Genomic DNA, 19,978 nt, shown 5'->3' with positions numbered 1-19,978 from the left:
GCAAATTCATTAAAGAAGCACGCATCTGTGAATAGGAAGTAACAGTTATTCTTGACACATTCGGCGTATGCTGATAAACTGATTTTTGTAAAACGTAATAATTACGCTTTGTTCATTTGACTATAATTATAAGAAAGGAGCACAATAATGGCAAAAAAATCTAAAATTGCTAAGGCAAATAAACAAAAAGAAATGATCAACAAGTATGCCTCTTTGAGAGAAGAACTGAAGCAAAGTGGTGATCGTGAAGCATTAGCAAATTTACCGAAAAATTCTAATCCTAATCGCCTGAGATTTAGAGATGAAACGGATGGTCGGCCGCGAGGATATATGCGGAAATTCGGTATATCTCGAATCAAGTTTCGTGAATTAGCCCATCAAGGATTGATTCCCGGAGTGAAAAAAGCCAGCTGGTAAACGTCAGCTGACTTTCGAAGGTGTTATCATACATTTCGATTTCTAGTTAGGAGGTCTCACGTGGAAAAATCAGATTTATCCAGTGCTTACAGGCGCTTAAAAAGCCCAAATATCAAAACACGTAAACGAGCGCTTAAGATCATCAAAGAATTTAAAAGAAACAAGAGAAAGATTGCTTGGTAAAATCAATTGGGTTCATTTTTCTTGTACAGTGCTCTTATTTTATGTGGTGGTTTTATAAAATGCCGGACGTCAAAAGTCCGGCATTTTTGATGTATATTGAGCTGAAGTAATAATTGTGCATCAACTATATACAAAATTTGTCGCGTTCAAGTTAGCTCTCTTTTTCCAATGCTTCGATCAGTTTCTCATAAAATATTTCTTCGTCGTATTCCTGCAGACCGGAAACCTGTCCATCCCCCATTTCCATGATGACCAACTCCTCGTTTGTTTTTCTGGCATAATCGATCGTGAAGAAGGGCGAGGCGATACCATGAGCTTGCTCCGCAATGAAATCAAGCTCTTGTTGTTTCAGGCTGACAGTCTCATTGTTCCAGTAGTCAATGATGAGGATAGGCTGCGTTTGCCAATAAAAGACACGGTATTCTTCAAAAATTGGCGAGTCGCTTTTTGGGTGATGACCGATTTCTTTCAAATCTACAAACTCCCGCAGGACGACACCACCTACTAGCTGTTCTCCTTGACGTTCGATAAATGTATGGATAACATTCATCGCATGAGTGATGTCAGAGGAATCTGGAATAAAGAACGCCTCTGCCCATTCGTGTTTCCTGCTTTTTACAAAGTCTTTGATTGTCACAGCAGAGTTGAATCTGCTAAGTAACCAAGAGAGTGCGGATTGAGATAAATCCTCTGTCCATTCAGAATGGAGCGTGTTCGGTCTGTTACTCCAATTCGGCAGTAGGTGCGTGTTTGTATACTCCTCTAAAGAGATGCAAAGTCGAAATCCATGCTCCTCTGCCCAGTGTTGTAGTGTACTATATTGTTTCGGCGTAAGCATCCAGCCGCGATAAATAATCGTCATACCTTTTGGAAATAGATGATCGATTTTAACAATATTAGACTCAATCAGTTGTTCCAGTTGGAGTAAGCCGACGTCGCAATAGATTCTTGCTGCAGCATACTCCTTTTCATAATCAAAATCGACCCGTTTCGGATCGATTGGGTCAGCTGGAAATAAAAAAACAAGCATAGTACGATTCATGTGTCTTCTCCTTTTTCTTTTAGTTATCTATAGATATAGTCATAAAAATCATATTGGAATATGGGAATAGCTGATAAGCGAATTATACCATTTTGTGATTCTATAATTTCTGATTTCTCTATTTTTTTATGGTAAAAGTATTGATGGACAGCTATTTAGCTATGTTATAATACATGTATTGACGTAGTGAACAGGAGAGGAAAAACGTGTGAAGACAACCATTGAGATCATTGAAACAAAAGCAGAGGAGCAAGCAGCTTTTAGAGTGCATAAGCTTTCACCGACGATCGAAAAAGTTATTGGCATCTTGAAAGAAGACGAGCTTTTTTTGATTGGTGAATCCGATAATGCCATGTATAAGGTTCCCTTTGCAGATATTTTTTATATAGAAGTTGTAGATAAGAAGAGCTTTATTTATACGGAGAAACTGGTGTATCAAAGCGCTGAAAAGCTTTATCAGCTTGAGGAAAAGCTGGAGCCGTTTGATTTTATTCGTGTGTCAAAATCTATGCTGCTGAATGTAGAAGGGATCAAGGCAATCTCGCCCTTATTAAGTGGTCGCTTTGAGGCGCTTCTAATGAACGGTGAGCGAGTAGCGATTTCAAGAAAATATGTTCCGGCATTAAAAAAGGGTCTGGGAATGGAGCGGTGATATGGAAGTCAAAAATTATTTGAAAGAAGCTTTTCGTCTGACATCATTGATATTTACCACACTGATCAGCATCAATCTGATTCTCCAAAATGATGTAGCGCATGATGTTCTTGAAGTGATGCTGCTGATTTCAGCGGTTTCCGGTTCTCTGCATTTTCTATTGGATGATAATGGAAAATACTCGGATCGACGTCTGATAATCAATCAAGTGCTCTATCTGCTGATCATTTTTTTCCAGATTGCTCTTGGAGATATTTTGCTTCACTGGGAGCTGGGAGTAAGCGGGTTGCTTTTGAACTACCTAATTGTTTTGATTATCTATGTTTTCATTCGATCCGTGATGTACAGCAAAGATAAAAGAGAAGCAGATAAGATCAATCAATTCATTCAAAAACGAAACCGAGATAAGTCTTAAATGACACTTATCTCGGTTTTTTTGCATCTTAGTTTTGTATTTCGACCACTTGGGAAAATGCCGTTGTTTCAATAAAAACTATCCGTTATAGTTGATTTATCAACAAGAACAAGAAGGAGAATATCATCATGAATGAACTAGTAAAGGTAAATAATTTAGCAAAACAATATGACGGACAACAGGTGTTGGACGCTGTGACATTCAGCATTAAGGACGGCGAGTTGTTTTCAATCCTTGGTCCGAACGGTGCAGGAAAATCGACATTGATTTCATTGATCCTGGGACTCGCAAAAGCAGATGCTGGTGAAATATTACTGGAAGGCAAGAAACTAAATTCCGATTCTACAGAACATAAATCATTGATCTCAGTTGTGTTTCAAAACAGCATTTTAGATGCAGAGCTTTCCGTAAAAGACAATCTAGTCATGAGAGCTTACTTTTATACGAACAACTGGAAAGAAGCAAAGAAGCTGGCGAAAGAAAAATTAGCAGATGTTCAAGGCAGTCATTTGTTGAATAAGCGTTACGGTGTTCTATCGGGTGGAGAAAGACGAAAAGTAGATATTGCCAGAGCATTGCTTAATACACCAAAGCTGTTATTTTTGGATGAGCCTACAACTGGATTGGATATTGCTTCTCGAGCGGATATGTGGCGATTGATTCATCAATTGAAGGAGAAATATAAGATGACGGTTGTTCTAACAACCCATTATATGGAGGAAGCCAGAGATTCAGACAACATCCTGATGCTGTCTGCTGGTCGAATCCTAGCCTACGATACACCGGAAAAGCTGAAAGAAGAATATCACTGTTCTACATTAGAGGACGTATTTTTAGCAATTGTTGATAAAGGAATGCCGGAGGTACTGGCCGATTCCTTAGCCTAGTAAAAAGGTGTGGGAACAAACTAGAGAGCTGCAGGTCAGCTTGTCGAAAAAAAGAAAAGGGGATCATAAAATGAATGCATTAGTATATAGAGGATTATTGTTATTTTTCAAAAACAAACAGGCGGTTGTCGGCTCTTTTGTCGGAGCCTTGATCATGATTGGCTTATATGTATTTTTATTGGGAGATAGTATAGTCAATCAATTATCTATGTTGTCAAATCCACAGCTAGTGGTTGATACATGGATGCTGGCAGGTGTGATCGGGATCGCATCAGCAAGCTCAACTCTTGGATCAGTCAGTCAATTGATCCGCGATAAAGAGCGAAATGTTTATACTGATTTCATGATTTCACCGGTTTCAAAAAGTAAAATCATGTTGGGCTACTTTTTCAGCACATTTCTGATTTCAACAATTATTACATTAGCAGTAATCATTGTTTCTGAATTATATATTGTCTTTCTTTCAGATGGTGCATTTTTATCATTACCGAATTTTGGTTTATTGGCTCTTGCAGGTATTCTAACAGTGTTCTGCTCTTCTTCATTCATGTTCTTTGTCGCCAGCTTCTTCCGTCGTATTGATACATTTTCAACAATGACGTCAATCATTGGCCCATTACTTGGTTTCTTGACAGGCTGCTATGTGCCGATTGGCAGTTTACCGGAAGCAACACAAAATGTGATTCAATACTTTCCTCTAACGAGTGGAGTCGTATTGATTCGCCGAGTGCTGACTGAAAATGCCTTTGCTTCGGATAATTCAGAAGCTGTTCAGGCAATTAAAGAAGAGCTGGGGATCGTGATGAATTATCAGCATGAAATTCTGGTTCCAGTGCTGATCTTGATTGTGTCCAGCATTGTATTTCTGGGAATTGCATTGTGGAATGTGAAACGAATTGAAATGAAACGATAGGAAAAAATTGAGGAACTGTTGTCAGAAAAAAATTTCAGGCAGCAGCTCTTTTTTTGTATGATAAAAAATGCTTATTCTTTGTGAAACAGTGGACTCTCTCTTATAGTATAGGGGAGAGGGGAGCTTTTCATGAAAGAATTGTATGAACAGTTATCAGGGCGCTGGCTGATTCAAGCGACAAATTTTCCCATGTGGCTGTCCGAAAAACGTAGGAAACCTTCAATTACATATGGGTTATTGGCTGTTGAACCACTGACATTGTCAGATCGCGTGGAGTATCGGAATGCAAAGGGGAAAAGAAAGATCATTAAAGGTGTAGATACAGCTATCGAATATGGACAGAGCTTCAAGTGGCGTGGCGAAGGAATACTGGCACTGTTGAGCAGTCGTTGGGACATCGTTGCCATTGAAGACAACATCCTAGTCATTCGCTTTGAAAAATCGCTAGTTACACCTGGTGGAGTTGATGTGTTGGTACGGGAACATACAGCAGTCTGTGATTTAAAGCTTGAATTACGAGAATCGTTGGATACATATGGATTGAGCATCGAGGAATTCAGGAGCTTGAGTTGGCTTTAAGGATTAAGAAGGAAGAAATACCTGTATAGCAGCCTGTTAAAAGTAAAAAGGAGCGAGACGAAAAAGCGTCCGCTCCTTTTTTTATGCTTGAATCAGTTGTCGAATTGTTGTTTCTAAGTCTTCAATTGAGATTGGGATAACATTCTCTTTGGCAGATGAATCAGGAGTAAGCAGCGCAGACTCACACAAAATTTTTTTGTTTTCAGCATCAGCGAGGATTTGTACATCTGGTGATAATTCATGATAGATTGTAGGACTGATGTGAATTTGACAGGTTGTCACAGCCTCTAAGGTCTCCTTGTATAATAGGTACTTCACATCGGAATCGGTCACTATATAAGTATGGATATGTGTGCGATCCAGTCTCAATATCCCGCTTATTTCAATCGTGAATAATCGTAGAAGGCTGGGGTTGATCGCTAGGTCATAGGGCAACGCTTCAGCCCAGTCAAGAATCAAGGATTGTAACTCATGGAACAGCTTCGTCTGACAGTTGGTAAGAACATGCGGTTTTCCAGGAATGAAGAGCTGGTAATTATCCCATGCAGAACGAACTAGACGAATCAATGCTCGTTCAAAGGCTTTATTATTTAAAAGAGGTTGCTGAAAATGGTATTCAAGCTGATCGATCAGATGCTTTACATCTTCATTTTCTTCGATAAAGACTTGATGGAGTCTTTGAAAATCCTTTTCAATAGAATAAAAACTCTGAAAAGAGTATTCACTGCAATTGAATACAGCACCTAAAAACAACAACTCATTTTCAGTTATATAGTTTTTTAACTGGGTCTGTTGCCAAGCCAATTGGATATATTGCCATATTGGTCGTTCCGTTAGATAAGAAGAAAATTTTGGTGTAAATGAGATTGGAGCAATTTGCTGACGGCTCATACTGATCAAAAAGCCTAGGCGCAGGATTTCCAAATTTTCTTCGTTATAGGTTCGACCACTCTTTTCAAGTACACAGTCTATGAACTGGTTATAAGCGTGACAAACATCAGAAGTAGGAAGCGGGTCCGACCAGCCTAATCGTAAGGAAAGCGTCAACTGCAATAGACGATGCTCCATTTCAGTAAATACAGGTGTATGGTTTTCGATATGCACACCGGAGTGTTCTAGAAAATCAAGCACCTGTTTTTTTAGGTTGTAGGCTTTACTGACTGAAATGAATTCAGCCTCCGTCAATTGGATGTAATCTGTTTGCCCGACTAAAAATAATCGGCAGGTTTTCAGAAAAAGTGAATGGATAGACAGCTTTTGAAGAAGCTGATACAAAGGAACGGAAGGAACAAAGTATATAGAATAACTATCTTTTTTTCGCTTAGCATGAATGATTTCTGTTGCCAGTTCCTTTTTCAGGCAATTGATGTCATTGAGTAAGGTTGTTTTACAGACACCAAGAAGTTCAGAAAAAAGCGCCAGATCCAATTCCTTCTTTGTATAGAATTGCTCACATAAAAATAGCTGGCGCAGGATATTTTTTTCGATATATTCTTCGAACATTCTAATCCCTCCATCTTGTTTACTATTGAACAATGCCAAGTGTATTATGCCATGTCTGATAGAAAAAATCATCGAAAAAGCTTTGATTAGAAAGAAATATATGAGTTTGTCTGTTATTAAAAAGAAAATATACAAAAAAGCAACACAGCTTATGTTTGTGAATTTCGTTCAATCATGTTTTTCTTTGGTTGTAAAACGGATAAAAATAGAGGCACTTTAAATAAAGTTCGTTTTTTTTTTAACGAGAAAAGAATCGAAAGGTTTGAATAAAAGATTTCTTACTGCAGTCCATTTCAGCTGTAGCTGAAAAAAATTCGTGTTTTTTCTGAAATTTTCAGAAAAATTACACATTTCTTTTTTTTCATATTTTTTGGCTGATTTTATAAATGTTATAAAAAAAGTTCTCTCATTTTTCTGTTGTATAGTTATTCCCGTGATACGGAAGCAATGAAAGAAGCTTTCGTAGCCAGATGTCGGCCGACAAAAAAATATTTGGAGGGAATCAACAATGAGTAAAGACATGGATATCAAAGCATTATTTATTGGTGACAAAGCTGAAAATGGTGAAGAATATAAAGAATTATTGAATAAAATGGTCTGTGAGCATCTAGGCTGGCGAGAAAATTATGTGCCTTCTGATATGGAGGCAATTCGAGTGGAGGACAAAGAAACACCGAGGTATAAAGCAACTAGAGAACACATGTTGGAGGTGCTGGAGGAAGTGGGGCAACGTATGCGTGCCGGCTCCATTCCTTGGCATTCTGCCGGACGCTACTGGGGACAGATGAATGCTGAAACCTTGATGCCGTCTTTACTTGCTTACAACTATGCGATGCTGTGGAATCCTAATAATGTAGCCTTGGAATCCTCCATGGCCACCTCTCAAATGGAGGCTGAGGTTGGGCAGGATTTTGCCGAACTTTTTAGCTTGGAAGATGGTTGGGGACATATTACTGCTGATGGCTCTATCGCTAATCTGGAAGGCTTGTGGTATGCGCGGTGTATTAAATCTATTCCTTTGGCTGTCAAAGAGGTTTTACCGGATAAGGTGTTGGGAAAATCAGAGTGGGAGCTGTTGAACATGTCTGTTGAAGAGATTCTGTCTTTGATTGAAACACTGAGTGATGAAGAGTTAGATAAGGTTAAAGCTGCTTCATCAAGAAGCGGAAAGCATATTCAGGAACTTGGAAAATGGCTGGTTCCTCAAACAAAGCACTATTCCTGGGTCAAGGCACTGGATATTTGCGGCGTCGGATTAGACCAGATGGTAGCTGTACCTGTTCAGGAAAACTATCGAATGGATACTAAAGCTCTGGAAACTAAAATCAGAGAGCTGGCGGATAAGAAAATTCCAATTCTAGGTGTCGTTGCGGTTGTCGGAACGACAGAAGAAGGACAGATAGACAGTGTTCATGAAGTCGCAGCTTTACGGGAACGTCTGCGTAAGGAAGGGATCTACTTCTATCTGCATGTGGATGCTGCATATGGGGGCTATGCACGTTCGATTTTTTTGAACGAAGCAGGCGAATTTATCCCATACGAAAAGCTAGAGGCATTCTTTTCTGAACATGAAGTGTTCAATTACCCGGTAACGATCGATAAGGATGTTTACGAAGGCTTCAAAGCAATCTCAGAGGCTGAATCAATCACTGTTGACCCACATAAAATGGGCTATGTACCTTACGCTGCCGGTGGTATTGCAATCAAACATAAAGCAATGCGCAACGTTATTTCTTATTTTGCTCCTTATGTTTTTGAAAAATCAGTTAAAGCACCGGACATGCTGGGTGCCTATATTCTAGAAGGCTCTAAAGCAGGTGCAACCGCAGCAGCAGTATGGACCGCTCATCGCGTATTGCCGTTGAATGTTACTGGATACGGTCAATTGATTGGCGCATCGATCGAAGCAGCTCAACGTTTTAGAGATTACCTTGGCAGACTTACCTTTACAGTAAAGGGGAAAATCATTGAAGTTCATCCGCTGAATCATCCGGATTTCAACATGGTTGATTGGGTGTTTAAAGAACAAGGCTGCAAGGATTTGAAAGCAATCAATGAGTTGAATGAAAAGATGTTTGATTACTCTTCTTATATGGAAGGGGATGTATACACAGAGCGTTTCATTACATCTCATACAACCTTTACCCAAGCAGATTATGGTGATTCACCAATAAAATTCGTTGAGCGTATGGGCTTGGAACTGGATCAATGGCAAAAGGAAAAACAAGTGACTCTGTTGAGAGCTGCTATTATGACACCTTACCTAACGGATGATAAAATTTTTGATTTCTATACAACAGCAATTAGCAAGGCAATGGAAGCAAAACTAAATGAAATCATTGAGTGAGTCGATCCGTTGAAGTGAATCACTGATAGAGGTGGTTGTGGTATTAAGAGCTAGAGGACATTTATGACAGAGCAGATATCTACTACACTGCGTACAGCTTTACCGCGCCCCTCTTAATTTTTAAGAAAGAAGGAATGAGTCATGGCGAATACTAAATCGTCCAATCAGATTTCAACTGTGACATTTATTGGGATGACCTGTGCACTTGTAGCAAGTGTTCGGAATATACCGGATGTCGCAGCGGCAGGCTGGACTATGCTTTTTTATATGCTGGTTGCAGTTTTGTTCTATGCGTTCCCAGTATCACTGATTTCCGGAGAGTTTGCAGGAATGTTTCCCGGAGCAGGCGGTCCTGAACTTTGGGTATCCAATTCTCTAGGAAAAAAATGGGGGTTTGTCGTTTCTTGGCTGTTATGGGTACAAATGTTTCCGGGAATGGTCATGGTGGCTTCTGCTTTAGCCCCTTTGTTTGGAAATATTATTGATAATGTTCCTTTAGGTTTAAGTAGTAAATTCACTCTGGTTGTAATACTTGTTGTTTATTGGCTGATCACCTTTTTGAATTTGAAATTTGACATGGCAAAGCTGGGTGGAAAAATCGGTGTCTGGCTAGGTCTGTATATTCCGTTGGCAATGATGTTGCTGCTGGGGACTGCCGCATGGGTGAAAACCGGTTTGATCCCAAATGGTACTTTAGGTCATTTTACTTGGGAGAAGTTGGTTCCAGATATCACAACAGCGAAGTCTTTACAGTATTTCACACCAGTCATGTTCATTTTTACTGGTATTGAAATGTCTTCTGTTTATATCACGCGCTTGAAAAATCCAGTCAAAACCTATTTGAAAGGTATTTTTATTGCATTGATCTTTTTGTTTATCGTGAACATATTGAATGCTTTTGTAGTAGCGAATGTGATCCCAAATGGTAAAATGGAGCTGAATAATATTGCTCAGTCTATTACTATTTATTGTCAGGTGTTGGGTTTACCTCATTTTGTTGTCAATTTGTTCAGTCTTTTAGTATTTATTGGTGTAGCAGTTCAATTGTCAGCATGGGCTTCCGGTCCGGCAAAAACAGTTGTAGCAAGTGCACGAAAAGGTTACTATCCACCTAAATTCCATTTCTGGAAAACCAATAAATTTGATGTATCTAAAGCTGTGATTCTGACTCAGTCAACTATTATTTCTATTTTTGCTTTTTTCTATTTGTTGATTCCGGGCGTCAATCAAGCTTTCTTGATGTTAGTCAATGCAACAACAGTGCTGTATTGCTTAGTTTATATAATCATGGGGATTGCTTTTCTCAAATTACGGCAAGCTGAACCGGAACTTGAACGTCCTTTCAGGATTGGGAAAAAGGGAAGTAAGGAGAATTTTGCTGCTGGACTGACTGCTGGTATTCTATTTACGGCAATCATAGTATCTGTTGGTCTGACCTTAAAAGCTGGTTCATTGCTCAATTTGATTGCAGTCACAGGTATCACGGGTGTCATGTTCCTTATCCCGCTGGGGATAGAAAAAATTAGAAAACCGGGATGGGAAGCTGAGATCAAAGAATTGATGAAAAAAGAAGAGGAACAATAAAAAAACGTCATCTTAGATTTGAGCGATAGCTAAATAAGGAAAATCAAAAGTTTTAGATAAATCAGGAGCTGAAAAAATGAACCATATGATATGCCCATTATGCAGGCAACGTTTTACATATGATGAGGTGAGAGATATTGATAGACATGTGAAAGCGAAAGTACCTATCGTCTGTCCTTATTGTGATCAAATTGTGCTGATGAAGCTTTCTCACGGGTATTTCGTTACGTACAAAATTGAGAATTATTTAGAAAGATAGGATAGATTGAAGGATAATGACCTGCGATTTTTTTGTAAATAGCTGTATTTTAAAGTATTTTATAAAGTACAGCTATACTTTTAACTATTTTTAGTAATTTTCTATCAAAAACAATTTAAAATATTTGAATAACGCTTGTTACCTATAGTTCGATAATTTAAACTATAATAGAGAAGTCAATAACAAATGAGTGGTTCTGGTATGGAAAGAAGCTCGGCTAAAAAAGTCATTCAAAGAGTTGGTCGGACAATATAGGGTTAAGTATGATTATTAGTTATTGCACAGCGAACAAATTGGAAGTTGGGGAGGATGTGATTTTGCAACCCATTAACAATTTTTTCAAGTAAGAAATAGGCATAAGGAGAACGAACATGGGGCTTAGTTTTTTTGTGGAGGAAATCCAAGAGCAAACGAATGAAGCAATAAAGCTTGCAAATGAATACATAAAGCATGCCAATATGTTGAGAAACAGTATCGACAGCTTTTTAAGTGCGCCGTTATCAGGAAAAGCCTATGACTCTGCAAAAAATTACTTTATGACCGTTTATCCGCCAATCTCCAATGCCCTGATACTGGCTGCTGAGTCGTTGATCGAAGCCCATGAGAATTTTCTGATAAGGTATCAGGAGGTTGTTGGTGAAGGAGATATCGAGGAAGATCGTCTGCGGGATCAGATTCAACAAGGACAAAATCTTTTGCGCTCATATACAGAAGTACTGGACAGCCTGGATGAATCAAGTCAACCGTTGGAACAAGCCTATATGTGCACACAGGAAGCCATTAGAAAGCTAGAGGAAAAGCTTGAAAATCTTTATCTGTTCAATAGCATCTCTTCTGTCATTTTTTCAGAAGCAGAGGCCAATCTGGACAATTTAGATCGCGGTATAGCATTATTGAATAATAGTGAAGCTTGGAATCCCGCATCAGGTACCTTTGACATAATGAAGCTGGATATGGCTTGGGCAAAGCCTGTCAATGACGCCTGGAAAAAGCGGCAGAAAAGGGTGGACGCAACGATATTGGCTGAGGCATTGAGTAAAGGGAATACGGAGCATACCGTAGAGGTGACTGTTGACGATCACGGTAATCCCAGCTATTATGTCTACTGGAATGGGAAGATGAATATGAAGCTGACCTTAGAGCTGGCAAGGCTGATGGCAGAGTTTCGATTAGCAGAGTATCCGATGCTGATGGATAGCTCGGAGGCGAAGAGCTACAGCGTAATCGCCACTACATCTGTTATTGTCGATAATACGCAGTTTGCAATCCATGGAGTAATAGACTTAGGAAAAAGCTTGGCAATTGGCTGTGGCATGAACCCGGCAACTGGAGAAGCAGCCCGACTGCTTGTTCGAATGAATGATACAGTGATCACCGAAGCGTTGACCACAATTTCAGCGGCAGCTTCAGAATTACTGGCTGGGGGATCAATCGATGAGGGAAACTAGTGTCATAGATCAGTTTATTAAAGATTTAAAAGCACAGAATAAAATCAGCTAAAGAAAAAACAACTTATTCAACTAGGAAAACCACTCACTTTATTTCGTTGAAGTGAGTGGTTTTTCTAGTCATTTTTAGTAGTTACAGCCGTGTAAAAATTCTGGATACGCGGTGTTCGCTGCTGTCCTTTATTCGTTACCAGCTGCATATTATTTTTTAAAGTCCCTTCTTTGAAGGTTAAGGTATGAAAATCTTCTTTTCTGCTGCATTTCTCTAAGAGTAATTTGGGTAGTACCGTGATTCCCAGATTTGACCGAACAGACTCAAGAATCGCCTGTGAATTGATACTGGTCAAAAAGGGTTGTGCCTGTTCCTGATGAAGCAGCAGCCAACTGTCAAGCGTCTGGCGAATGGCACTACTCTTATCCCGCAGCAGTAAAGGCTGTTCCAAAAATTCCTTGATGCTGAGTGATTTTCTTTTTCTGTAAGGATGATTTTTGGAAACAATGATGCTCATTTCATAGGAATCAAAGGCGATGGCATCAAAAGCTTGATGGTTCACAGCTCCTTCTACCAGAGCCAAATCGATTTCGTGATTGGTCAAGGCAAGTAGAATTTTTTCTGCAGTATCAATAATGATTTCTGCCTGTCCATTTTCCGGCTGATAGGCTGTGATTATTTCAGGCAGCCGTTGATTAGCAATCGTGATGGTCGATCCGATTTTTAAGGGCAAGTTTTTGATGCCGTCAGCAAAAGCTTCCAGCTCCTCATACTCTTCTAAAAAAGAGAGGGCGCGTCGCAGAAAAATTTGTCCAACTGTGTTCAGTTTGATTGCTCGTCCTTGTCGATCGAACAACTGACTGCTCAATTCTTCCTCTAGCTCATGAATTGTTTGGCTGACAGCAGACTGCGAGAGATAGAGTTTTTTTGAGGCTGTGGTCATATTTTCCGTTTGAGCAACTTCTTTGAAAATCCGTAGCTGGCGAATATTCATGTTTTTCTCCTTATAAGTATTTACTTATTGATTTTACCATTTTAACATATTTCACTAATTGATTCCCCTCTTATATACTAGATAGAGGAGGTTGGTTATGAAGTCATCCTATTTACGATTATTCAGTTATAATTTCATGATCAGTGCATTTACGTTTGGCGGCGGTTATGTCACGATTCCCATGATGGAAAAGTATTTTGTCGATCATGGGGATTTGTCAAAGGAAGAACTGCTGGAGCTTTCAACGATTGCTCAGACCTCGCCTGGAGCGATTGCTGTGAATTTATCTGTTTTGGTTGGGCGCAGGATTCATGGCTGGAAAGGTGCTCTTGTGAGTGGACTTGCCTCTACGCTGCCTGCATTGATCATTCTCTATTTTGTTTCTTTAGCTTATACTTCTTTTCAGGAAAATCCTGTCGTTCGCAGCGTGTTAAAGGGAATGGAGGCTGCGGTAGCAGCAATCATCGTCGACTTGGTGATCGATATGACTCAAGCGCTGCAGAACAAAAGAAGGAAAGTCCTGTTGGTTCTGCCGATTCTGGCGTTTATTGGGAATGCATTTCTCAATATCCATCCACTATGGCTCCTTGCTATTTCTCTAGTAGCTGTTCTGGTTAGTGAAAAATGGAAGGGGCGTGACTAGATGGGACAATTATGGCAATTGTTTTTGAGCTTTCTTCAAATTGGCTTTCTCAGTATCGGCGGCGGCTATGCGACCTTGCCCTTGATTCAGACTGAGATTGTGGATGGGCGACATTGGCTGAGCTTACAAGAGTTTACGGATATTGTGACGATTTCACAAATGACTCCCGGCCCATTAGCTGTAAATAGTGCTACTTTTGTAGGGTTGAGAGTCTCAGGTATTGTGGGAGCAATTATAGCAACCTTCGCTTGTGTGATTTCAGGTTGTCTGATAGCATTGCTGTTGGAACGATTTTTCCGAAGTAATCAGGAAAATCAATTGATTCAAACCGCATTCTCCGGTTTACAAGCCTGTGCAGTTGGCTTGATTGCCGGGGCATCCCTATCTATGTTGACCTTGGCATTTGCAGGAACCTTGAATTGGTATGAGATTCGAACGATTGAATGGCTGCCGATCTTATTTTTTGTGATCTATCTGATTTTCCTTAGAAAAACAAAAATCAGTCCTATTCTTCTGTTAGCAGTTGCGGGAGCAATTGGTTTCTTGGTTTATTAGTGGCAAGAACTGTACTGATAGCTATGAAGTATTACTTGGTCAGGAGTGTAGGTTTTGTGCATACAGAGCGGAGTTCGTAATCAAATTGATTTGTACCATCGAAAGCTGTAGTAGTCTTGATCATTGGTCGAGACTGCTTTTTTTCTGTCTATAAATCAACAATATTTCAAAAAAGGGTTTACATTTCACGAGAAAGCATTTACAATCAACTTGTACACGGTTGTACATAGACGTCTATGGTTGTGTATATGATATTTGGAGGTGATTGAATGATTATCAACCGAGATGCTTCTAAGCCGATTTATCTTCAGGTTGCAGACTATTTACGAAATAACATTTATTCAGAGGAGTGGGGAAAGGGGGAAAAGATCCCTTCTGAAAATCAGATCATGTCTGAGCTTAACGTAAGTAGGGGGACCGTCAAAAAAGCAGTCAGTATGATGGTGGATGAAGGACTCCTGCAGCAGATTCAGGGAAAAGGAACATATGTGGTCGAAGGAAATATCTCTTATCCGTTAGGGAAAGGGCTGCTTTCATTTGCTGAGTCACTGGAGAGTCAGCAATTAGCTTATGAAACGAAGGTCATCACTTCTGAATTTCGAAAAGCAACAAAAGAAATTGCTTCTAAGTTGGGTCTGGAAATTGGTGATGAGTACTTGTATTTGAAACGGCTGCGGTATGTTGAAGGTGAAAAGGTCATGCTGATCGAGAATAGACTGAACAGCAAGCTCTGTCCGAATTTGGAAAATTTTGACTTTGATAAAGAAAGTCTTTTCCGAGTGATCGAACAGACCAGCGGTAAAAAAATTGCGTATTCAGAAAGTCGCTATGCGGCTAGAGTGGTCGGTGAGAAGCGAGCAAAAGTGCTTGAAGTACCGGAAGACTCTCCTGTTCTGCATCTGGAACAGCTGGTTTATCTTGAGAGCGGCATACCCGTCGAATTTGGAAATGTATGGCTCAAAGCAAACAGATACTACCTTGGAACGATACTTCAAAGGGAGGAACTGTAATGCCGTTAGTAAATGGATATACCTTATTGGAAATCATCAAAGAAAGAAAAGTAATTGCCGGAGCGTTCAACACAACAAACCTTGAAACAACTGTTGGGATTTTACAGGCAGTGGAAAAAAGCGGGATTCCGACGTTTATTCAAGTCGCACCAACAAATATATCTCTGGCAGGCTATGAGTATATCGTAGATATGGTTTCTCGGTATGCGGAAAACATGGATACACCGGTAGCATTGCATCTGGATCATGGGAAAAAATTTGAGGATGTGAAGAAGTCGATTCGCGCAGGCTTCACATCAGTCATGATTGATGGCGCTGCATATGATTTCGAGGAAAATATTGCGTTCACAAAAAAAGCCGTGGATTTTGCCAAAGCGTATGGCATTCCTGTAGAAGCTGAGCTGGGTGCGATCCTCGGTAAAGAAGATGATCATGTCAGCGAGGTTGATTCAAAAACTAATCCTGAGCAGGTAAAGGAATTTGTTGAACGTACAGGCTGTAATATGCTGGCTATTTCTGTAGGAAATGTTCATGGCTTGGAGGAAGAGCCTTGTATTGATTTTGAGTTATTGAAAGCAATCAATGAAGTATCACCGGTTCCATTAGTTATTCATGGAGGCTCCGGGATTCCAGATGAGCATATCCAGAGAATGGTAGCATTCAATGTGGCGAAGATCAATATCGCCAGTGACCTTCGGCAGAGCTATATCGCCAGTGTTGGAAAAGCGTATGCAGCCAACCAAAACGAAGCGAACTTGATCAAGGTACTGCAACACGCAGAGGATTCTGTTTTTGAAACAGTTTATCAAAAGATATTAAATATGAATTGTGTGGTGGCGAAATAGTGAGTGACGGATTGACAGCGAAACAGAATATTTTTGTTGACTTAGAGGTTACTAGCTTTGAAGAGTTGATTCAGCAGATTGCGTCTCCCTTGATTCAAGCCGGTGATGTGGCGGTAGAATTCCCTGAACAGGTCATTCTGCGTGAAAAAAGCTTTCCCACAGGATTGCCGACAGAGCCCATTGGTGTAGCGATCCCTCACACGGATGCGAAGTATGTCAACAACAATCGAGTGACGATTGCGACATTAAAAAATCCCATCGATATGGAGATCATGGGCGGTATGGATGAAGGAACGATCCAAGTATCTATCGTGTTTCTATTGGCGTTAGGACAGTCAAATAAACAATTGAACATCCTACAAAAGCTGATGACTGTTTTACCAAAAGCAGAATTATTGGAACGTCTCAAAAATGGGACAAAAGAAGAAATCTATCGCATTGCAAAGGAAGAAATCGATTTATAAAAATCAGGAGGAAGTAAAAATGGCTAAAAATCTATTATTTGTATGTGCAACAGGGATTGCAACGTCAACAGCAGTAACAGAAAAAGTAATGGAATTTTTAAAAGAAAAAGGGGTAACAAATGTGAATTACTCTCAAACTAATGTTGCGTCTGTTCAGTCAACTGCCGATGATGCAGATCTGATTGTATCAACAACAAAAATCCCTTATGAGCTGAATACACCGGTCATCAATGGGTTAGCACTGATTACAGGTGTGAGAGAAGAAAAAGTGTTGGATGCTATTTATGAACAGCTGACAGAAGGAGAATAAGATGGGGAATATTTCAGAAACATTATATGATGTTGTTCAGTATATTCTAGGGTTTGGCCCGACAGTTATGCTGCCGCTGGTGTTGTTTATTTTAGCGTTATTCTTCAAGATAAAACCGGCAAAAGCCTTGCGATCATCGTTAACGGTAGGGATCGGGTTCGTTGGTATTTATGCAATTTTTGATATTTTGACAAATAATGTTGGTCCTGCAGCACAGGCAATGGTTGAACAGACTGGTATCAATCTTCCAGTGGTTGATCTAGGTTGGCCGCCTCTATCAGCAATCACTTGGGGTTCACCAATTGCACCATTTGTTATTCCCATGACAATGCTTATCAACATTATCATGTTGGCGATCAATCAGACCAGAACGGTCGATGTCGACATGTGGAATTACTGGCATTTTGCGCTTGCAGGAACCTTAGTCTATTATAGCACAGGTAGTTTCTGGTTGGGAATTCTCGCTTCTGCAGTTATTGCTATTATCGTATTTAAAGTAGCAGACTGGGCAGCGCCTATGGGGGAAGAGTATTTTGGCTTGGAAGGGATATCTCTGCCAACTGTTTCTTCTATTACCTTTTTCCCAATCGGTTTATTAGGAAATAAAATCATTGATATGATTCCGGGAATTAGAAAAATCGATATCAATCCGGAAAGTATCCAGAAAAGGTTCGGTATCTTTGGTGAACCGATGATGGTAGGAACGATTCTTGGTCTATTGTTGGGAATTGCTGCAGGTTATGATTTAAAAGATATCCTAACGATGGGAATCAGTATTGGTGCAGTTATGTTTATTTTACCGCGTATGGTGCGTATTCTGATGGAAGGGCTGCTGCCATTATCAGAAGCAATCAAAAAATTCCTGAATCAACGTTACCCAGATAGAGATGACCTATACATCGGTTTAGATGTAGCTGTTGCGGTAGGGAACCCGGCAATCATCTCCACAGCGTTATTGCTGACGCCAATCGCGGTTCTGCTGGCCTTTGTTTTGCCAGGCAATACGGTTCTGCCGTTGGGGGATTTAGCGAATCTTGCTGTTATGGCATCTATGGTGGTTCTTTCAACGAAAGGAAATGTTTTCCGTGCAGTACTGATTGCGATTCCAATCATGATTGGTGATTTGTATATTGCTTCTGCTATTGCTCCATCGATCACAGGTATGGCAAAGGATGTCAATTTTAGTTTTCCGGAAGGCTCAAGTGGGATGGTTTCCAGCTTTCTTGATGGAGGAAATCCACTGAGATACTGGTTGGTACAGATATTTGATGGGAACTTGATTGCCTTGGGCTTGATTCCGGTAATCGGCATTCTCATTTTCTGGATCTATAAAGCAACCTACAAGCAAACACACCTGATTGCTGAACCTTCTACGACAGAAGGGGCGTCGGTTCATGAATAAAAGATTTTCCATCACTGTCGATATCGGGACAACCAATGCAAAGGTTTCACTATTTGAAATCGCGACAGGGGAATTAGTATCAAGAGAAAGCTTCCAAACAGCCAAAAAGAAGGATGATTTTGGCGAGCTGTTTGATTTTGCTTCGATTTGGACTCAATTGCTTGCCGTGCTAACGAAGTTTGTTGTTGCTCATACTGGAAATGTTGATTCAATCAACATTTCCAGTGTTGGTGAAGCAGGTGTGCTGATCAATGAAGCTGGCGAAATCGTCAGTCCGTTGATTGCATGGTATGACAAGCGTGGTGCAGGATATATCGATGCATTGACCACAGAGCAGAAAAAGAAAATCTATGACATTACAGGTTTACCGGCACATCCTAATTACAGCTTGAGCAAAATCAAATGGTTGTTGGAGAAAACGGACTTGTCGAAGGATCAGGCCTATACTTGGTTGAGTCTCCCTGATTTGTTGAGCTATTTATTGACGGGGTCATTGAAAACAGAATTTTCAATGGCGAGTAGGACAATGTGTTATGATCTTCTGAAAAGGGAATGGTCAGAAGAGATTCTGGAACTGTTCGGCTTGTCTGGGCTCATCAAGTTTCCTGAGGTAGGAAGGTCCGGTGAAATCGTAGGTTATACAAGTGAGGGAAGTATTTCCGAGCTGATGAATGAAACGATTTCTGTTCGAATTGCCGGCCACGATCATATGGTCGGTGCGTTAGGCATCAATCTGCATTCAAAGGAATTGCTGAATTCTACTGGGACAACGGAGGGGTTGCTGCTGATCGATGATACGTTGTTTATCAATGATGAACGTTTCCATGATTCTTTGTCGAATGGCATTTTTACCGATCCCAGCTGTTACACACTATTTTCTTCCATGCCGACAGGGGGGAATGCTTTTGCTTGGTATCAGGAGTTTTTTGATATAGGAAAGAAAGCCTTTGAAGAAGAATGTCTGCAGCTGTACAAGAGCTATCAAAAACATATCGTGGATTTGAATAAGCAGTTGGTCATCGTTCCGCATTTTAATGGCTCGGGCGCACCGTTTAAAAACAGTCAATCCTCAGGAATGATTTACGGATTGAATCTGACAACTAGAAGAGAAGATATTTTACTAGGACTATTAGCAGGATTGTGTCTTGAAATGAAGTATGTTTCCCGTTGCTTTCCAATGGAGCGGGTAGAACGTCTGGTTGTGATTGGGCCAGCGGTGAAAAACCCTCTCTGGCTGCAGATGAAGGCAGATTCTCTGAATAAGGAAATTGCCGTCGTTCAAATGGATGAGGCTGTCTCTTTTGGGGCGTTGAAAGCTGCGTATCGTGATTTTGTCTATCCAATCGATTATCAAATTATTTCCCCAGATAAGGAACACGCAGCATCCTTTGAAGAGCTGATAGACAACTATGCTCAGCTCTATGAAGCAAAGAGAAATCTAGTGGAACAAGCAGATTCCCCATTTGTCTATCAAAGCACCGAATTGAATAGTAAAGAGTATTTTATGGAAAAGGATTTCTTCTTTAGCTAGAAG

General features: G+C 40.2%; 22 protein-coding genes. 19 read left to right on the top strand and 3 right to left on the bottom strand.

Translation table 11 applies throughout. The features are described from left to right. Positions 1 to 147: 147 nt before the first annotated feature. Both rpsN and I6N96_RS08205 read left to right on the top strand, forming a co-directional pair. The gene (gene rpsN, locus I6N96_RS08210; RefSeq protein ID WP_209557080.1) at positions 148 to 417 is read left to right on the top strand and encodes a 30S ribosomal protein S14; all 270 of its coding nucleotides are present in this window, start codon (positions 148 to 150) and stop codon (positions 415 to 417) included. Positions 418 to 477: 60 nt separating this feature from the next. Then, a complete protein-coding gene (locus I6N96_RS08205; protein WP_209557079.1) occupies positions 478 to 600 on the top strand; it encodes a putative metal homeostasis protein in 123 nt (40 codons plus the stop codon). A 151-nt stretch (positions 601 to 751) separates the two neighbouring features. Here the strand turns inward: I6N96_RS08205 and I6N96_RS08200 are convergent, their stop codons facing one another. Then, on the bottom strand, positions 752 to 1,642 hold the full coding sequence (locus I6N96_RS08200) for an ATP-grasp domain-containing protein (protein ID WP_245186886.1): 891 nt from the start codon (positions 1,640 to 1,642) through the stop codon (positions 752 to 754). A 208-nt stretch (positions 1,643 to 1,850) separates the two neighbouring features. On the opposite strand from I6N96_RS08200, the gene I6N96_RS08195 reads away from it, so the two are divergent. The 5 genes from I6N96_RS08195 (at position 1,851) to I6N96_RS08175 (ending at position 5,088) form a co-directional block, all read left to right on the top strand. Further along, complete coding sequence (locus I6N96_RS08195; RefSeq protein WP_209557078.1) at positions 1,851 to 2,294, top strand: LytTR family DNA-binding domain-containing protein; 444 nt, start codon at positions 1,851 to 1,853, stop codon at positions 2,292 to 2,294. Position 2,295: 1 nt separating this feature from the next. Further along, complete coding sequence (locus I6N96_RS08190) at positions 2,296 to 2,709, top strand: DUF3021 family protein (protein WP_209557077.1); 414 nt, start codon at positions 2,296 to 2,298, stop codon at positions 2,707 to 2,709. A gap of 128 nt (positions 2,710 to 2,837) precedes the next feature. Continuing rightward, entirely contained in the window at positions 2,838 to 3,596 is a 759-nt protein-coding gene (locus I6N96_RS08185; RefSeq protein WP_209557076.1) for an ABC transporter ATP-binding protein, read from the top strand. Between the two features lie 70 nt (positions 3,597 to 3,666). After that, positions 3,667 to 4,509 carry an ABC transporter permease gene (locus I6N96_RS08180; protein WP_209557075.1) on the top strand — a complete coding sequence of 281 codons (843 nt, stop codon included), beginning with the start codon at positions 3,667 to 3,669 and terminating at the stop codon, positions 4,507 to 4,509. 129 nt (positions 4,510 to 4,638) lie between these two features. Further along, positions 4,639 to 5,088, top strand: coding sequence for a hypothetical protein (locus I6N96_RS08175; RefSeq protein ID WP_209557074.1), 450 nt, complete (start codon positions 4,639 to 4,641; stop codon positions 5,086 to 5,088). An 81-nt stretch (positions 5,089 to 5,169) separates the two neighbouring features. Here I6N96_RS08175 and I6N96_RS08170 read toward each other — a convergent pair whose 3' ends face one another. Continuing rightward, complete coding sequence (locus I6N96_RS08170) at positions 5,170 to 6,591, bottom strand: DNA-binding protein (protein ID WP_209557073.1); 1,422 nt, start codon at positions 6,589 to 6,591, stop codon at positions 5,170 to 5,172. A 508-nt stretch (positions 6,592 to 7,099) separates the two neighbouring features. On the opposite strand from I6N96_RS08170, the gene tdc reads away from it, so the two are divergent. The 4 genes from tdc (at position 7,100) to I6N96_RS08150 (ending at position 12,229) form a co-directional block, all read left to right on the top strand. Continuing rightward, on the top strand, positions 7,100 to 8,938 hold the full coding sequence (tdc, locus tag I6N96_RS08165) for a tyrosine decarboxylase (protein ID WP_209557072.1): 1,839 nt from the start codon (positions 7,100 to 7,102) through the stop codon (positions 8,936 to 8,938). Between the two features lie 141 nt (positions 8,939 to 9,079). Next, a complete protein-coding gene (locus tag I6N96_RS08160) occupies positions 9,080 to 10,522 on the top strand; it encodes an amino acid permease (protein WP_209557071.1) in 1,443 nt (480 codons plus the stop codon). Between the two features lie 76 nt (positions 10,523 to 10,598). Then, complete coding sequence (locus I6N96_RS08155) at positions 10,599 to 10,781, top strand: hypothetical protein (RefSeq protein WP_209557070.1); 183 nt, start codon at positions 10,599 to 10,601, stop codon at positions 10,779 to 10,781. A 371-nt stretch (positions 10,782 to 11,152) separates the two neighbouring features. Next, positions 11,153 to 12,229 (top strand): T7SS effector LXG polymorphic toxin, encoded by a 1,077-nt coding sequence (locus I6N96_RS08150; protein ID WP_209557069.1) that lies wholly within the window; start codon positions 11,153 to 11,155, stop codon positions 12,227 to 12,229. 116 nt (positions 12,230 to 12,345) lie between these two features. Here the strand turns inward: I6N96_RS08150 and I6N96_RS08145 are convergent, their stop codons facing one another. Beyond that, positions 12,346 to 13,215 (bottom strand): LysR family transcriptional regulator, encoded by an 870-nt coding sequence (locus tag I6N96_RS08145; RefSeq protein WP_209557068.1) that lies wholly within the window; start codon positions 13,213 to 13,215, stop codon positions 12,346 to 12,348. A gap of 97 nt (positions 13,216 to 13,312) precedes the next feature. On the opposite strand from I6N96_RS08145, the gene I6N96_RS08140 reads away from it, so the two are divergent. The 8 genes from I6N96_RS08140 to I6N96_RS08105 all read left to right on the top strand — a co-directional run bounded on the left by I6N96_RS08140 (position 13,313) and on the right by I6N96_RS08105 (position 19,975). Next, the gene (locus I6N96_RS08140) at positions 13,313 to 13,858 is read left to right on the top strand and encodes a chromate transporter (protein ID WP_209557067.1); all 546 of its coding nucleotides are present in this window, start codon (positions 13,313 to 13,315) and stop codon (positions 13,856 to 13,858) included. Further along, complete coding sequence (locus tag I6N96_RS08135; RefSeq protein ID WP_209557066.1) at positions 13,859 to 14,413, top strand: chromate transporter; 555 nt, start codon at positions 13,859 to 13,861, stop codon at positions 14,411 to 14,413. A 269-nt stretch (positions 14,414 to 14,682) separates the two neighbouring features. After that, positions 14,683 to 15,423: a GntR family transcriptional regulator gene (locus I6N96_RS08130; RefSeq protein ID WP_209557065.1), complete on the top strand. Its 741-nt coding sequence runs from the start codon at positions 14,683 to 14,685 to the stop codon at positions 15,421 to 15,423. After that, positions 15,423 to 16,268, top strand: a complete 846-nt coding sequence (locus tag I6N96_RS08125) for a class II aldolase (RefSeq protein ID WP_209557064.1) — start codon at positions 15,423 to 15,425, stop codon at positions 16,266 to 16,268. Before I6N96_RS08130 ends, I6N96_RS08125 begins: the two co-directional genes overlap by 1 nt. Further along, the gene (locus I6N96_RS08120; protein WP_209557063.1) at positions 16,268 to 16,732 is read left to right on the top strand and encodes a PTS sugar transporter subunit IIA; all 465 of its coding nucleotides are present in this window, start codon (positions 16,268 to 16,270) and stop codon (positions 16,730 to 16,732) included. The genes I6N96_RS08125 and I6N96_RS08120 overlap by 1 nt, the downstream gene beginning before the upstream one ends. A gap of 19 nt (positions 16,733 to 16,751) precedes the next feature. Continuing rightward, a complete protein-coding gene (locus tag I6N96_RS08115; RefSeq protein ID WP_209557062.1) occupies positions 16,752 to 17,042 on the top strand; it encodes a PTS sugar transporter subunit IIB in 291 nt (96 codons plus the stop codon). Position 17,043: 1 nt separating this feature from the next. Beyond that, positions 17,044 to 18,444 carry a PTS galactitol transporter subunit IIC gene (locus tag I6N96_RS08110; protein ID WP_209557061.1) on the top strand — a complete coding sequence of 467 codons (1,401 nt, stop codon included), beginning with the start codon at positions 17,044 to 17,046 and terminating at the stop codon, positions 18,442 to 18,444. Beyond that, positions 18,437 to 19,975 (top strand): FGGY-family carbohydrate kinase, encoded by a 1,539-nt coding sequence (locus I6N96_RS08105; RefSeq protein ID WP_209557060.1) that lies wholly within the window; start codon positions 18,437 to 18,439, stop codon positions 19,973 to 19,975. The genes I6N96_RS08110 and I6N96_RS08105 overlap by 8 nt, the downstream gene beginning before the upstream one ends. Positions 19,976 to 19,978 lie beyond the last annotated feature (3 nt).

It is taken from the genome of Enterococcus larvae (assembly GCF_017830045.1).
In the GTDB taxonomy this organism is placed as follows: domain Bacteria; phylum Bacillota; class Bacilli; order Lactobacillales; family Enterococcaceae; genus Enterococcus_L; species Enterococcus_L larvae.
The sequence above is the reverse complement of the archived record's forward strand: the minus strand, read 5'-3'. Positions and strand labels throughout refer to the sequence as shown.